The organism is Cellvibrio sp. 25HG11W-0, assembly GCF_057815475.1.
This window is the reverse complement of sequence record NZ_CM174230.1, coordinates 4701090-4715282: the sequence shown is the minus strand read 5'-3', so window position 1 is coordinate 4715282 and position 14193 is coordinate 4701090. Positions and strand designations below refer to the sequence as shown.

The window sequence follows — 14193 nt, the reverse complement described above, 5'->3', positions numbered from 1 at the left end:
TAGCTTCAGCCGCAAAAGGATATTTCCATGTCAGGTTTTTTTCTGCACCCGCGCCGCATACTGCAAGCGCTTGATCAACTGGATCAAACGGCGCCTTCCTACAGCATGACGCGCCCACAAGCCCTGCGGCGCGTATTGGTGGTGCTGGCCTGTGTGTCGGTGTGCTTGCTGTTGCTGCACTACGCCAAATACGCGAATAATCTGCATGATTTTTTAGGCTTTGTCGCACACCAGCAAGGGCGCGCCTCCGATTACTATCTCGCTGCCCTCGCTACTTCTGGCTGGTTGGAGTTGGTTGACTATGTATGGTGGACCTCCTGTCACCTGCTGGCCTTTATTCTGCTGCCCTTTGCTGTTATCAAACTTTTCATGCGCACCGAAACCGGCAAACGCCCTGCCATTGCCGATTTTGGCTGGCGCTGGGGCGATGTGAGTGCGCACTGGCGCGGCTATCTGTTGTTGCTCAGTCCTATTTTGGTATTTGTGGTCTTGGTGAGCTTCGGCGAAGACTTCGTTAATCATTACCCCTTTTATCGTCAGGCGGGGCGCAGTTGGTTTGATTTGCTCAGCTGGGAATGCCTCTATCTCTGCCAATTTGTGTTTTTAGAGTTCTTCTTTCGCGGCTTTATGCTCAATGCGCTGCGCCCTGCACTAGGTGCCAACGCTATTTGGGTGATGTGTGTGCCCTATATGATGATTCATCTGCCTAAGCTTTGGTTGGAAGCGACGGGGGCGATTTTATTTGGCTTATTTCTAGGTATTCTCGCTCTGCAATCGCGCTCAATTTGGGGCGGTGTCTTGGTGCATGCGGGTGTGGCCTTGAGTATGGATATAGCCGCACTCATGCGTAAACAGGGTTTGCCGGAGCAGTTTTGGCCTTTTTAACGCGCGCGCTCATGGCGTATTTGGAACCCTGTGCCTTAGCTTGTTGTACTTAACTTCCTCCTATTTTTTGGCCCTGCGACCTTACTCTGTTTCTTTTTGCTTAGAACATTATTCATTTTAATGACGGGCTTTGCGGTGCTCTTGAGACCTGAGTGGCAAAAATACTGTCGGTAATCTATACAAAAGTACCGTTGATGTTATTTTACACGTCAAATTTCTAATGGTTCTAATCAGTTTTCGTGAACAATCAAAAAAGTCTCGATAAGAGCTTTTAGGTTCTTGCACTGGGTAGGTAGGTGCGAGCTACAATGTGACTCGCGTCACACTTTGAAAATGGATGAACTGCTCAAGTCCCGTAATGGGGAGGGAAACGATATGCAGAAGCAATGTTTAGCCTTGCTTAGGTTGGCAATAATAGGCCTAGGGCTTTTGGTGAGCCTAGGTAGTCAAGCGAGTGTTGTGCACTATGACGCTCTAGGTGAACAGGGGATATTTGCTCCAAACTTCGCCCATCAGCCGCTAACGGGTGATAATAGTGTGTCATTGAATAATTCACGTAGTTTAGTTGATTTCTTAATTAGCCCAGCATTATTAGTATCCAATGGTACTTCTTTGACGGTTGCTGCGGGACAAGGGAACGTAACTTTGCCCCTAGATGAGCACCGTGATACCAGTGATGGTCATCATGGTTATGCCGTGCGGGAACAGAGCACTGCGCCCATTTCTGGCGCCTTTATATTGGTGCTGTTGGGTTTTGTGGTGTGGTTTTTGGCTAGAGCTAAGTGCTTGAATACTAAATAAATTTACACCCAGAACGCGCTGCAACTACGCATTACAGCACCCTGTGATAAAAATATCTAATCGTCAGCATCCTTGGATTCTGGCGATTTTGTTTTTTTGGCGTATTCATTTTGCGAAGGTTCCCCTCCCCCGCTTCGAGCTGGTTCTGTTTAGGCAACCCATGACGCCGTGAGCAAATCGCTGGCTTTAGCGCTGCCTCTTAAAATCAAGGGTGGTCATCTGTATATGTAAACAGTAAAATCCCCCATCACTCTTTAGCTCATGGCCCGCTCTTATGGATGTTTCCCTGCTGTTAGATTCACTTAATGATGCCCAGCGCGAGGCGGTATCCGCGCCTGCGACGAATCAATTGATTCTGGCGGGGGCGGGCAGCGGTAAAACGCGGGTGCTGGTGCATCGCATCGCCTGGCTGATTCAAGTAGAGCGAGTTTCCCCCTACTCCATAATGGCGGTGACCTTTACCAATAAGGCGGCGCGCGAAATGCGTGGACGCTTGGATGAGCTATTCAGCCAAACAGGCCATAACATCAACAGCCGGGCCATGTGGGTGGGCACCTTCCACGGCTTGGCTCATCGCCTACTTAAGGCGCACTGGCAAGATGCCAACTTGCCGCAAAACTTCCAGATTCTCGACAGTGACGATCAGCTGCGACTGATTAAACGCGTCTATCAAAACCTTAATATCGACTCGGAAAAGTGGCCGCACAAGCAGGCCCAGTGGTACATCAACGGCCAAAAAGACGAAGGCCTGCGCCCCCAGCACATAGAAGAAACGGGCGATCCCTTTGTGCGGGTGATGTTGCAGATCTACCGTGTTTATGAAGAGGATTGCCAACGCGGCGGCATGGTGGATTTTGCCGAGCTGCTGCTGCGCGCCCACGAGCTCTGGCTTAACAAACCGCATATTCTGCTGCACTACCGCGAGCGTTTTCCGTTTATTTTGGTGGATGAATTTCAAGATACCAATAGTGTGCAATACGCGTGGCTGCGGGTGCTGGCGGGTAAAGAGAGTTGCGTGACGGCGGTGGGCGACGACGATCAGTCCATTTACGGTTGGCGCGGCGCCAAAATCGAAAATATTCAGCGCTTCACCGAAGACTTCCCCAATGCCCAAACGATTCGCCTAGAGCAGAACTACCGCTCCACTGGCAATATTCTGGACGCCGCCAATGCGGTGATCAAAAACAACTTTGGTCGCCTCGGCAAAGAGCTGTGGACCGAAGGCAGCAAGGGCGACAAGATTGCGCTCTACGCCGCCTATAACGAACAGGACGAGGCGCGCTTTATCGTCGAGCGTATTGGCGATTGGGCACGCAAGGGCAACCCCAAGCAATCGGTCGCTATTCTCTATCGCTCCAATGCCCAATCGCGGGTATTGGAAGAGGCGTTGCTGCGCGAGGCCGTGCCCTATCGCATTTATGGCGGCCAGCGCTTTTATGATCGTCTTGAAATTAAAAATGCCTTGGCTTACATGCGTCTTATTAGCAATTGCCACGATGACGCCGGTTTTGAGCGGGTAATCAATACGCCCACGCGCGGTATTGGCGGCAAAACCATTGAAGAGCTGCGCCTGTTCGCGCGCGATCAGGGCTGTTCGCTGTGGATCGCCGCCGAGCAGATGCTCGCCAATCGGGTGTTTAGCCCACGTGCGGGCAATGCGGTGCAGTCATTTATCAACTTGATTAACAAGCTCAAAGTCGCCAGCAGCGATATTGATATAGAAGGGAACACCATTGGGCTGGACGACATTGCCAAGCTGGTGCTCGATGAAAGTGGCTTGTTGGAGTTCCATCAAAACGAAAAAGGCGAAAAAGGCCAGGCGCGCGGGGAGAACTTGCAAGAGCTGATAACCGCCTGCCGTGCCTTTGATGTGGACGAAGCAGACGAAGAATTATCGCCTTTGCAGCAGTTTTTGGACACAGCTGCGCTGGATGCTGGAGAAACCCAAGCAGACGAGTTTGAAGATGCTGTACAATTGATGACCTTACACTCCGCCAAGGGGCTAGAATTCCCATTGGTATTTATGGCGGGTGTCGAGGAAGGTTTATTCCCCCATAAAATGTCGGCCGACGATCCAGACCGTTTGGAAGAAGAGCGCCGCCTTTGTTACGTGGGTATTACCCGCGCCATGGAAAAACTATTCATCAGCTACGCTGAAACCCGTCGCTTGTATGGCACTGAGACATTCAATGCCGTATCGCGTTTCGTCCGGGAAATTCCGGAAACCTGTATTGAGGAAGTTCGATTGAAAGCAGCAGTGACCCGCCCGGTAAGCCAAAAGCGTCCGGCCATGACTCAACCCTCCACCCGTCAACCCATGTATGACACAGGTGAAGGAACCGGCTTGCGTTTAGGCCAACGCGTCAAACACAGCATGTTTGGCGAGGGCGTGATTTTGCAATTTGAAGGTTCAGGCCCCACTGCCGTGATCCAAGTGAACTTTGCCGATGTCGGCAGCAAGCGCTTGGTAATGCAATACGCGAAGTTGGAAGCTATCTAGGTTTTTAACAGCATATTGTTTTGTTACGATAATTGTTTCGTTACAACTAAAGGGCAACCCAGAGGGTTGCCTTTTTGTTATGCGCAATTCGATGATTAAATAACTGAGGTACTAAGTGAGACTGATAAAAACCCTAAGTACGTTATTGCTTTTATGTGCACTGCTAAGCTGTACACCCGCCCCCAAAGACTTTGCGATGAGCATTGAAAAAGTTGATGAGCTGCACGGCTTCGTCCTCAAAGGCTTGTCGGTTTCGGGTAGGATTGAGCAGGGCTGCATCGCCAATGACGATAAGCTGATTATCACGCGCGGCGATAAGGTCGTATTTGAAGAGCTGGCGCGCATACTTAATGTGGCGGATCTTCCAAATCCAGAAGCCTTTAACGGCACGGCAGCGGCGGGTGACTACGCGACGTTCTATCTTCCCGATGCAAAACCGGGTTCAGTATTGCCCGGTGATGCTCTCTCTAGTATTAAAACTTCCTGTAAATCTACTTCTTAAATTTATTACCTGCTATGGCTAACAAAAAACTAAACAAGGGCTCCTCGGGCCAAAATCGCAAAGCCAGTGAAGACTATATGGCGCGCTACAGTCAAAAAGACGGTGTGGTCACTACGGCTTCCGGGCTTTTATACCGCGAGCTAGAGGCGGGCACAGGCTCAGCGCCCAGACTTAGTGATTGGGTTGAAGTGAATCAACGCATTTTATTTGTGAATGGCAAAGTCATTGCCGACACTTACAAATCCGGTGAAACCGATACCTTCAGTATGAAAGAAGCCATTCCCGGCATTCGCGAAGGTCTGCAATTAATGACCGAAGGTGCGCGCTATGAATTTGTCGTGCCGCCCGAGCTTGCCTGGGGTAAGCGCGGTGTGGGCGATAAAATCGGCCCCAATGCGGTGTTGATTTTTGATCTGCGTTTATTGGCGGTGAAGTTTTCTTAAGCTCGTTACTTTAAGTGGCCACCCGCATTAATTAATTTCCCTAAAGTTTTCTGCGTAGCATTCCAGTTCGGCAATAAACCCCTGTTTAGCTTGATCGCTAATAAAGCTGGCGGTAAAACTATTGTGGGCGAGCTGCAAGGCTTGCTCGCGGGTGATGTGAAAGGCGTCCGCCAGCGCGAAATAGTTGTCGTTGAGGTAACCGCCAAAATAGGTGGGGTCATCAGAATTGACGGTGACGCGCAGGCCAGCGCGCATTAATCGTAAAATATTGTGCTGCTGCATATTTTCATAAACGCAGAGGCGCACATTGGACAGCGGGCAAACCGTTAAAGGGATTTGTGTTGAGCACAAATATTCCATAAGAATCATGTCTTCTTCGGCGCGCACGCCGTGATCTATACGTTCAACCTTTAACAATTCTATGGCTTCCCAAATGTAAGCGGGTGGTCCTTCTTCGCCTGCGTGGGCAACAATGCGAAAACCTTTTGCGCGCGCACGTTCGAACACCTCGCTAAATTTACTCGGTGGGTTGCCCACTTCCGAGCTGTCTAAACCCACGGCAGTTATGTGTTCCTTCCAGGGCAGTGATTCTTCGAGTGTTTTCATGGCGCTGGCGACGCTGAGGTGACGTAAAAAATCCATCGTGAGTGCAGAGCTGATATTCCACTGTTGTTTGGCGTCGGCCATAGCGCGCAGTATGCCGCTGATGACAGTGGCAAAAGCGACGCCGCGCTCAGTGTGCGTTTGCGGGTCGAACGACAGTTCTGTGTGGCGGATGTTGTCTGCCTTGCACTTGCCAAAATAATCCCAGGCAAGATCGTAAAAATCTTGCTCGTGGTTGAGCACAGCAGCACCTTGATAATACACATCGAGAAAAGATTGCAAGCTGGTGAACTTATAGGCCGCTTCAATTTCGGCGAGGTCTTTGTAGGGCAGTTGAATCTTGTTGCGCTGCGCCAAGCTCAACATTAGCTGCGGCGAGAGCGCACCATCCAAATGCAAATGTAGTTCGGCTTTAGGCATGGAAGCCAAAAAAGCGCGACTGGCCGCTAGGTGCGCCTGAGGCACCGCCGAAAAATCGGCTTTTATGACGGAGGGTATATTGGCGTCGTTCACAAGCTGGCTCCTTTGGTCGTGTTTATTATTCCCATCATATTAACGTCGTACATAGGTGTGCTGACATGGCTTCAGCATAGATTATTTTTCTTGCGACGTTATTGCTAGGTGGAGTGAGTAAATATCGTTGAACAGTTTGTTGATACAAATGGCTATTATTATTTTGATTAAATCGTTCCGCTTAGCAATAGGGCTTGCCGTATTCAGTGTAAAAATAGTGCAGTCCCTATTGCAAGGTAAATGCTTACAGCGATGAAGGCTCCGCACCAAACGGGATGGTCGCATAGTTTAATTGTGCTGCAAGTTGCAACAGGGCCAAGTCCATCCATTTGGGCCCGAGTAGCGATATGCCCGCGGGCGCTTGATCGAGCAATAAAACGGGGAGATGCACTTGCGGTAAACCCGCTAAGCCCGCTGGTGCTGTGAGACCCAGTAGCAAACTGCGGTAGTGATCAAGGGTTTCATCGCTGGCACTGAGCAGTGGTGCAGCGCCGGGGGTTGTGGGCATGACCACAAGATCCACTCCTTCAAACCATTGGGCGATATCGCGGGTGAGTTTGAGTCGCTCAGCTTGGGCACTGCGTTGCTGTTCGGCACTGAGCTGGCTGGCCCATTCAAAGCGCGCGGCAATATCCTGTGCAAAATGGGGTTTGCGTTGGTTGATCCATACACCGTGGCTGCGCCAGAGTTCGCGCCCTTGCAGTGTACGAAAGCAGTCACTCGCGCGGGTAAACCACTCAGAGCTGATGTGGATGCGCTTGGTGATGGCTATTCGCGACTGCTGCAAGAGCCAGTGTTCATGGGCAGGTGACCAGATTGGCTGAGCGCTCTCCTGCTCAAGGGTTGGTTCAAGCAAAGCAATTTTGAGCGGGCTAGGTGTGTTTTCTCGGTTGTGAATGAAGGTGGAATTAGGCAGTAGTACTTCGCCTACACGCAGCAGCAAAGCTGCATCGCGGGTCAACCAGCCGACCGTATCGAAACTGGGCGCGAGGGGCACCATCTGGGTGCGGCTTATTAATCCATGGCTGGTACGAATACCAAATAAGCCGTTGTAACTGGCGGGTACGCGCACCGAGCCGCCGGTATCGCTGCCGAGTCCTATGTCAATTTCGCCCAGAGCAACAGCAACCGCTGAGCCGCTGCTAGAGCCGCCAGGTAAGCGCGTGGGGCTGCGCGGATTGAGCGGCGCGCCATAGTGGATATTGAGCCCATTAAGACTGTAGGTTAGCTCGTCTGTTTGGGTTTTTGCTACTAACTCAGCGCCAGCGGCCATAAGTTGCAGCACGGCGGGGGCAGTTTCGGTGGGAATGGTGTGGCTGGCAAGCCAATCAGGGTTGCCTGCTCCGGTGGGCAGTTCGGCCACATCGAAGATGTCTTTCACACCTAAACGTAAGCGCGCAAGTGCGCTTGAGCTGGGCATGGCATTGGCGGGTAAATAGGTGCCGCGCCAACTGTAAATGCGTCTATCAAGAGGCATGAGCTTAACTCCGCAGTCATTATCACTTGGGATAAATCGGCTGAGGCATTCTAATTTGCGCATCAGCTTCGTTGGATTAGCTTGCAAGTCTAATACCAGTCGACGAACGCAGACAAAAAACTGAGTCACTAGGTCGACGCAGATTGAAAAATTGACGGCGTAAGCTTCCTTCTTCAATCGCATGGATAAGTGGAGTGACTAACGTATATCCATTAAGTTGCTCATAGTAGCGTTAGTATCTTTAAGTGCTTTAGCTATGCCGCGCCTGTTTTCGCTGGGCTGATTTTGGCTCATTTTAAATTTACCTTGAATGCGGGTCACTGAAATTTCTATGCCTACAATGGCAGGGAGTAATTTATCGATGAATTCGCGTGGAGCATCTTCAATTGTCCAGGGCGTCGGTTGATCTTTTTCATGTGCGTGGGTTAGATTTTGCAAGAGTGCTAGCTTCCATTCGGCATCATGAATGTAAGAAATAACGCCGTATACATGTACGCTTCTATAATTCCACGTAGGCACTACCTGGCCATTTTCTTTTTTCGAGGGAAGCCAATTGGGTGAGATGTAAGCATCCTCCCCCTGGAAAACAATTAACGCAGATTCATTATCCGGGCCATTAATCCAAAGAGGGTTCGATTTCGCAACATGACCTTGCAGCACAAAACTATTATCTGAATGCTGGTTAACCCAAAGGGGAATATGCTCCGCATTCAATTCTAAGTTTTTGTTAGTAATGATTAATGCAAAGGGGAATTCTCGCATAAAATTAATCAAAACATTTTCATCCGCTTTTTCAAAATGCTTTGGTAAATACATGGTGGTTTCCTTCCAATAAAAAAGGTGTTACTTAGATGAAATAGGCCCAATGTAAAAGCGTGGCTAGTTAAAATTAATTATTAGCATGGAAATTAAGAGAGAAACTAGTTTTTACTACAAGTTTCAAGGTATAGCTCTTCTACTTTTTCACGTGCCCAAGGGGTTTTACGTAAAAATTTTAAGCTGGATTTGACGCTGGGGTCTGCTTGGAAACAGCGAATACTAATTTTTTCCCCAAGTACTTTCCATCCATAGTGTTCAACCAATTGAGTGACTATGGCTTCCAGTGTTAGCCCGTGAAGTGGATTGTTTTTTTGTTCGTTCATAGTGCTGCTCATTTTTAGGGTCGCTTTCTTTAACGTATTATCCCGTTAAAGAAATGCATCAGTAAATATAGATTAGGCGTATTCGCTATGGTGTCTAGTTTGCGTCAACCAAATCCACAGCTGACAGATCAGTACGCCTATTACCCCCGCCGCCATTAAGCAAGCAAAGGGCAATGGGCTGCCATCGTAAAAATACACGAGTAGCGGCCCAGCCAAGGCGCCGCTGCCAAACCGCAGTGTGCCAGTAACTGCTGTGGCTGTGCCGGAATTATGCGGAAATTTCATAATAACCAGCGCGTCGCTATTAATACCTATAAGGCTAAGGCCTGCCATTAAGGGGGTTATTGTTACCACCGTAAAAATAATAGGCATATGAAATACTGTGACTATAAACAGCGCTAATGCGCTTACTAAAGCCATCAACAGACCTGTGCGAAGCATGAACATAGCGCCAAGGTGGCTTACGAGCCGACTATTAATGAAGCTCGCTAAAATAAGCAAGCTGACATTCAGCCCAAAGAGCAAGCTGAAGACCTGTTCGTTAACACCAAAAAAATTCATGTATACAAAAGGAATAGCGGTGATATAGCAGAAGAAAGCAAACGAGCCGCAAATCATGCTGATAATAAAAGGGCGTGCCCTGCTGTGAGCAAAAACTATTTTATAGCCGCCAAAAAATTCGGCTGCTTTGAAGCGTGTTTTGTTCTGTTGTGTTTCTGTTGCGGGGAAAAATTTCCAGACTGCAAAGAGAATCAAACCGCCATAAGTAGCTAAAACAATAAAAATACTGCGCCAGTCACTTAGCCATAAAATAAAGCTGCCTATTCCCGGTGCAAGCAACGGCGCCAGCATCATGATCATGGATAAATAAGACATCCCTTTTGCGGTGTGTTCTTGATAAATATGGCGCACCATGCCGGGAATAACCACAGTGGCTGCCGCACCACTAAATGCTTGCATCGCGCGCATTATTAAAAAGCTTTCAATTGTTTGGCTAAAAACCAGAGCAATGCTGGCGAGAGTGAAACCGCTGAGACCAAACAATGCAAGCGGCCTGCGCCCAATGCCATCAGCGAGTGGGCCGAAGAGCAGCATGCCCGCACCATAGGCTCCCAAGAAAATACTGAGTGATTGCTGTAGGCTTCCTATATGGCTGTTAAGGCTCTGTGCAATTTGCGGCATAGCCGGTAAATACATATCGATAGAGAGCGGTGTTATGGCAATGACACTGGCGAGTAAAAAAATAAACCATTTCGAATAAGTGGAGTTGCCTCGATCACTCATGGCGTCGTGCAACTTGTTTTTAGTCGGGCGATAGGCTCTGGGTATTGCATTTCAAGCTGTGTTAATTGCGCACTGCCTAAATATTTTTGTGCAAATTCAAAAGGCGCAACACCATTGTGCCAATCACAATGAATAACGGCGAGGGTCGCCACATTCTGTGCAACTGAGGCCTTAAGGTATTTATCGTAATGTTCGCGACGGCTCCAATCGGCAAACTTATCTAGCTCAGCTTGGTAGAAGGCGGCAGACTGTTTGAGTTCAACCTGATTGACGCCCGCTTGTTCCATAATCGCTTTTACAAAAAGGGGTTTAAGCTCTGGCGCTGTGTCGGACCACTGGGCGAGGGTAAAGCTTCCTTGGGCGAAAGTGGGTAGCGAGAAGAGCAATGAAATAATTAATGAGGCGCCAAATCGGCTGATGGTCTGTAAGGGCACTGTAGTATTTCCGCGAAGAATAAAAGAATTGTCGTTTTGGCATCAGTACGCTAAATCTGTGGGTTCTGAGCTGTAACTGGGGGTTTAACTCGCCGTTATTATAGGGCCTATGGGCAGCAAACGGGATTTATAAGTTGACTCTCAAAAGTTGGCGTGTACAATGAACACAGCTTGAAAGTACGTCTAATATTTATGCACCGCATTTCGAAGTTCCAACCATAGTACCTCGTCCTGTTCTTCATAAGTAATTCCCACATTTCAGCACAACCGCCTTAATTGGCTTTATTACTATGTATTAACAGGAATATGACTATGTCAACTACTACTACTGGCACCGTAAAATGGTTTAACGAAGCTAAAGGTTTCGGCTTCATTCAACAAGAATCAGGTCCAGACGTTTTTGCTCACTTCAGTGCAATTTCAAGCTCAGGTTTCAAAACCTTAGCTGAAGGCCAAAAAGTACGTTTTACCGTGACTCAAGGTCAAAAAGGCCCGCAAGCCGAGAACATCGTAGCTATCTAATTGCAGATAACTACTGGGACTTGATCCCAGCTGCTGTAACAGCAGCCTAAAAAAGGTGAAATCTTAGGATTTCGCCTTTTTTATTGTCTAAAAATTCCCTTTTTGATGGATATTTCATTTACTTCCTCTGTGACCTGTACCGCTCTTTACACTCCTGTTGCTGGTATTTGCACCAGTTTGGGCTAGTCTGAAGGCTCTTAGCGTGTTTTTTCAACAAATGTAGATTTAGACGCAATCAGGTAGGGATCATGGCGAGCGAGCGAGAGGTATCGGACGGCTCGAGAAACGCAATTAGGGCCAAAATTCAGCGGCTGGAGGCGGAGCTTGCCTCTTTAAAACAGCAGCTTCGTGAAAAGCACGATCTTCCGTGTGCAGGTAGCTGTGCAGATAATAGCGTCGCTAAATCACTCAGCACTGCAGCACTGCCTACTCCTTCTCCATTTAAAAATAACTCAGATCAAGTCGTTCTTGACGAGCAATGGCTGAGCTCAGCTGTGCAGTTTTTAATAAAACAGACCCAGCCCGGCGCTGTTAGTGAGCTGCTAGGGTCTGTGGGCGATGCCCTAAGCTTGAGCGCACTAGGTGTATGGCAGTGGGACCCGCGAACTGAAGGGGCGCAGCTGCTAGAGCAGTGGTATGCCGCAGACTTAACAGAGGCGCAGCACCTAGGGTTGCAGCACAATCAATGGCTCGCAGAGGTGGTTAGGGGCGATGCTTTAGGGGATAGGCTATTGTCCCAAGCTCAGCCGTTAGTATTTATCGCAAATGATTCTGCATTGACAGGTGTTACGTCCGTACCTGCATCAGATATCTGCCCTAACACCCTGATTGTTCCCTTCTGCGAGGGTGGCTCCTTGCGTGGACTTATGAGCTTACAGCGCAAAAGCACCTGTGGCTGGCATCAGCAAGATATTAACCTATTGAATCTATTCTTGAATTGGCTGTTATTGTTTATGCAACAACAGCAGCAGTTGCGGCAGCTTGCCGATCGCGATGTACGCTTTCAATATGCGATGGAGGCCACGAATGATGGCCTTTGGGATTGGAATTTACGCACTAATAAAATTTACTTCAATCGCAGTTATTTGCGCATGTTGGGTTATGACTATGAGGGCTTACCCGGTAATCTAGCAACTCTTACGGATTATTTTCTACACCCTGATGATGCCGTTAATGTTTTACTGGAATATCAAATTGCACAGGAGAATCATCAGGAGTCGTTGCATTTACAATTTCGTATGCTGCACCGCGATGGACGGATGCTCTGGGTGTCATCTAAGGCAAAGTTTTTTGAGTTAGATGAAAACGGTATAGCGGGACGTTGTGTCGGGATAAATACCGATATCACTGAATACATTCAGTCGCGCGCAGAACTTCTGAATGCAAAGGCTCAGGCTGATATGGCGAGTAAAACGAAAAGTGAATTTTTGGCACGCGTCAGCCATGAAATTCGCACGCCTATGAATGCGATTATCGGCATTGGTTATTTAATGCATGATACGTTGCTGGATGAGCAGCAGCAAAGCTACCTGAGTAGTATTAGTTCTGCTGCGGATTCGCTTCTGCAGATTATTAATCAGCTGTTAGATTTTTCTAAAATTGAATCAGGGCGTATTATTTTAGAGCATGCGCATTTTGACCTTGAACAACAGTTTGAAAAGATATCGCGTCTTTTTGAAATTACCGCACTGCATAAATCCGTTAATATCGCCTATGACTTAAGAGCCGATGTACCGAAATTTCTGCGAGGAGATGCATCGCGCCTCAGTCAGATTATCGGTCATTTGATTACCAATGCACTGCAGTATTCCAATACTCGTGAGGTGTTAATTGGTGTTCGAAAATTAAACCAAAATAATAAAAAAGTAACTTTAGAGTTTAGTGTTACAGATTATGGTTTAGGGATGTCGCATGCGAAGCTAGAGAAAATAAAATCGCAGTTACTTGATGATAAGCTCTGCACAGACACAGGTAAAAATATTTACGGTCTGGGAATTTGTAATCATTTAATTCATCTTATGGGTGGCGAACTTAACTTAGAATCTGAATTAAATAGAGGTTGTAAGGTAAGTTTTAGTGCTTGTTTTGAGCGCAGTCAATTAGGTGAGAAAACATTGCGAACTCAGTCGCGCGAGCTTAACAATATCCGAGTGTTAATCGTCGATGATAATACTATAGCGCGTACTATTATTGCGAGTACGGCCCGCAGTATTCACCTTCAGGTTGATGAGGCGGATAGCCCACTAGAAGCCCTAGAAAAAATTCGGCAGGCAGACTATATTGGTGAACCCTATCATTTTCTGTTGCTTGATTATCGCATGCCAAAAATAAATGGTTTGCAGCTCACGGGTTTAATTAAATCAGATCGTAATTTAAAAACGAAGCCGCAAGTATTTTTGATATCGGCGTATCATCGCGATGAAATATCCAGTGCCGAGCCGAATTCTATTCTAGTAGATGAATTTTTGAGTAAACCTGTGAGTGAGTCGCGGTTATTTGATGCAATAAGTCAAGCTATAGGGCGTGAGCCCTTTTTACAGGAGCTAAGCCCTGCTATGAATACTCGTACTGATCAAGAGGCGCTGCTTGCTCAGGCTCGGGTTTTGGTTGCGGAAGATAATGTAGTTAATCAACAAGTTATTTGCGGTATCCTAAAGCGTAAAAACATTATTACTGTAATTGCCTGCAATGGTGCCGAAGCGGTGCATTGCATAGAAGCGGCCAGCGAGCCCTTTGATGCCATACTAATGGATTTGGAAATGCCAGAAATGGATGGTCTGGAGGCTACCTCGCACATTCGCTTGCACAGCCAGCAGCAGGATGTACCTATAATTGCGGTTACGGCGCAAGCTATGCGTGGTGATCGCGAACGCTGTTTGGCGGCGGGTATGAATGCCTATTTATCTAAACCCGTTAATCCTGAACTGCTCTATACCACCTTGGCCGATATACTGCGTCTCAAAAAAGTCACCAGTGGCAACTCTCATTAATCGGCTACACTCATATTGCTGCTATCTGTTGTGGTGGTAGCCCTGCCGTATTCCCCCGTTAGGTTGACGTATCATTCTGTAACATAGAGGTCTTTAA

13 protein-coding genes are annotated in these 14193 nt (G+C 47.9%); 7 read left to right on the top strand and 6 right to left on the bottom strand.

Annotated elements, in window-relative coordinates:
* Positions 1–27: 27 nt before the first annotated feature.
* The 5 genes from AC0KUT_RS19780 (at position 28) to AC0KUT_RS19760 (ending at position 5131) form a co-directional block, all read left to right on the top strand.
* The gene (locus tag AC0KUT_RS19780) at positions 28–885 is read left to right on the top strand and encodes a CPBP family intramembrane glutamic endopeptidase (RefSeq protein WP_488832250.1); all 858 of its coding nucleotides are present in this window, start codon (positions 28–30) and stop codon (positions 883–885) included.
* A 375-nt stretch (positions 886–1260) separates the two neighbouring features.
* Complete coding sequence (locus tag AC0KUT_RS19775) at positions 1261–1686, top strand: hypothetical protein (protein WP_488832249.1); 426 nt, start codon at positions 1261–1263, stop codon at positions 1684–1686.
* 274 nt (positions 1687–1960) lie between these two features.
* Positions 1961–4186 (top strand): DNA helicase II, encoded by a 2226-nt coding sequence (gene uvrD, locus AC0KUT_RS19770; RefSeq protein ID WP_488832248.1) that lies wholly within the window; start codon positions 1961–1963, stop codon positions 4184–4186.
* 115 nt (positions 4187–4301) lie between these two features.
* A complete protein-coding gene (locus AC0KUT_RS19765; protein ID WP_488832246.1) occupies positions 4302–4688 on the top strand; it encodes a hypothetical protein in 387 nt (128 codons plus the stop codon).
* Between the two features lie 14 nt (positions 4689–4702).
* Positions 4703–5131, top strand: coding sequence for an FKBP-type peptidyl-prolyl cis-trans isomerase (locus tag AC0KUT_RS19760; protein ID WP_488832245.1), 429 nt, complete (start codon positions 4703–4705; stop codon positions 5129–5131).
* Positions 5132–5158: 27 nt separating this feature from the next.
* Here the strand turns inward: AC0KUT_RS19760 and AC0KUT_RS19755 are convergent, their stop codons facing one another.
* The 6 genes from AC0KUT_RS19755 to AC0KUT_RS19730 all read right to left on the bottom strand — a co-directional run bounded on the left by AC0KUT_RS19755 (position 5159) and on the right by AC0KUT_RS19730 (position 10584).
* Positions 5159–6247, bottom strand: a complete 1089-nt coding sequence (locus AC0KUT_RS19755) for an adenosine deaminase (RefSeq protein WP_488832244.1) — start codon at positions 6245–6247, stop codon at positions 5159–5161.
* Positions 6248–6491: 244 nt separating this feature from the next.
* The gene (locus AC0KUT_RS19750; RefSeq protein ID WP_488832242.1) at positions 6492–7724 is read right to left on the bottom strand and encodes an amidase; all 1233 of its coding nucleotides are present in this window, start codon (positions 7722–7724) and stop codon (positions 6492–6494) included.
* Positions 7725–7922: 198 nt separating this feature from the next.
* Positions 7923–8540 carry an FMN-binding negative transcriptional regulator gene (locus AC0KUT_RS19745; RefSeq protein ID WP_488832241.1) on the bottom strand — a complete coding sequence of 206 codons (618 nt, stop codon included), beginning with the start codon at positions 8538–8540 and terminating at the stop codon, positions 7923–7925.
* Between the two features lie 104 nt (positions 8541–8644).
* Positions 8645–8866 carry a VF530 family protein gene (locus tag AC0KUT_RS19740; RefSeq protein ID WP_488832240.1) on the bottom strand — a complete coding sequence of 74 codons (222 nt, stop codon included), beginning with the start codon at positions 8864–8866 and terminating at the stop codon, positions 8645–8647.
* A 72-nt stretch (positions 8867–8938) separates the two neighbouring features.
* Positions 8939–10150 (bottom strand): Bcr/CflA family efflux MFS transporter, encoded by a 1212-nt coding sequence (locus AC0KUT_RS19735; protein ID WP_488832239.1) that lies wholly within the window; start codon positions 10148–10150, stop codon positions 8939–8941.
* Complete coding sequence (locus tag AC0KUT_RS19730; protein ID WP_488832238.1) at positions 10147–10584, bottom strand: hypothetical protein; 438 nt, start codon at positions 10582–10584, stop codon at positions 10147–10149. Before AC0KUT_RS19730 ends, AC0KUT_RS19735 begins: the two co-directional genes overlap by 4 nt.
* Positions 10585–10896: 312 nt before the next feature.
* Here AC0KUT_RS19730 and AC0KUT_RS19725 point away from each other — a divergent pair, with 312 nt between their 5' ends.
* Complete coding sequence (locus tag AC0KUT_RS19725) at positions 10897–11106, top strand: cold-shock protein (protein WP_488832237.1); 210 nt, start codon at positions 10897–10899, stop codon at positions 11104–11106.
* 248 nt (positions 11107–11354) lie between these two features.
* The gene (locus tag AC0KUT_RS19720; RefSeq protein ID WP_488832236.1) at positions 11355–14096 is read left to right on the top strand and encodes a PAS domain-containing hybrid sensor histidine kinase/response regulator; all 2742 of its coding nucleotides are present in this window, start codon (positions 11355–11357) and stop codon (positions 14094–14096) included.
* Positions 14097–14193 lie beyond the last annotated feature (97 nt).

Excerpts from the sequence above, each read along its gene's own strand:
- AC0KUT_RS19780 (WP_488832250.1), top strand. The coding sequence starts at position 28 with ATGTCAGGTTTTTTTCTGCACCCGCGCCGCATACTGCAAGCGCTTGAT.
- AC0KUT_RS19750 (WP_488832242.1), bottom strand. The coding sequence starts at position 7,724 with ATGCCTCTTGATAGACGCATTTACAGTTGGCGCGGCACCTATTTACCC.
- AC0KUT_RS19720 (WP_488832236.1), top strand. The coding sequence starts at position 11,355 with ATGGCGAGCGAGCGAGAGGTATCGGACGGCTCGAGAAACGCAATTAGG.
- AC0KUT_RS19735 (WP_488832239.1), bottom strand. The coding sequence starts at position 10,150 with ATGAGTGATCGAGGCAACTCCACTTATTCGAAATGGTTTATTTTTTTA.
- uvrD (WP_488832248.1), top strand. The coding sequence starts at position 1,961 with ATGGATGTTTCCCTGCTGTTAGATTCACTTAATGATGCCCAGCGCGAG.
- AC0KUT_RS19740 (WP_488832240.1), bottom strand. The coding sequence starts at position 8,866 with ATGAACGAACAAAAAAACAATCCACTTCACGGGCTAACACTGGAAGCC.
- AC0KUT_RS19775 (WP_488832249.1), top strand. The coding sequence starts at position 1,261 with ATGCAGAAGCAATGTTTAGCCTTGCTTAGGTTGGCAATAATAGGCCTA.
- AC0KUT_RS19725 (WP_488832237.1), top strand. The coding sequence starts at position 10,897 with ATGTCAACTACTACTACTGGCACCGTAAAATGGTTTAACGAAGCTAAA.
- AC0KUT_RS19760 (WP_488832245.1), top strand. The coding sequence starts at position 4,703 with ATGGCTAACAAAAAACTAAACAAGGGCTCCTCGGGCCAAAATCGCAAA.
- AC0KUT_RS19745 (WP_488832241.1), bottom strand. The coding sequence starts at position 8,540 with ATGTATTTACCAAAGCATTTTGAAAAAGCGGATGAAAATGTTTTGATT.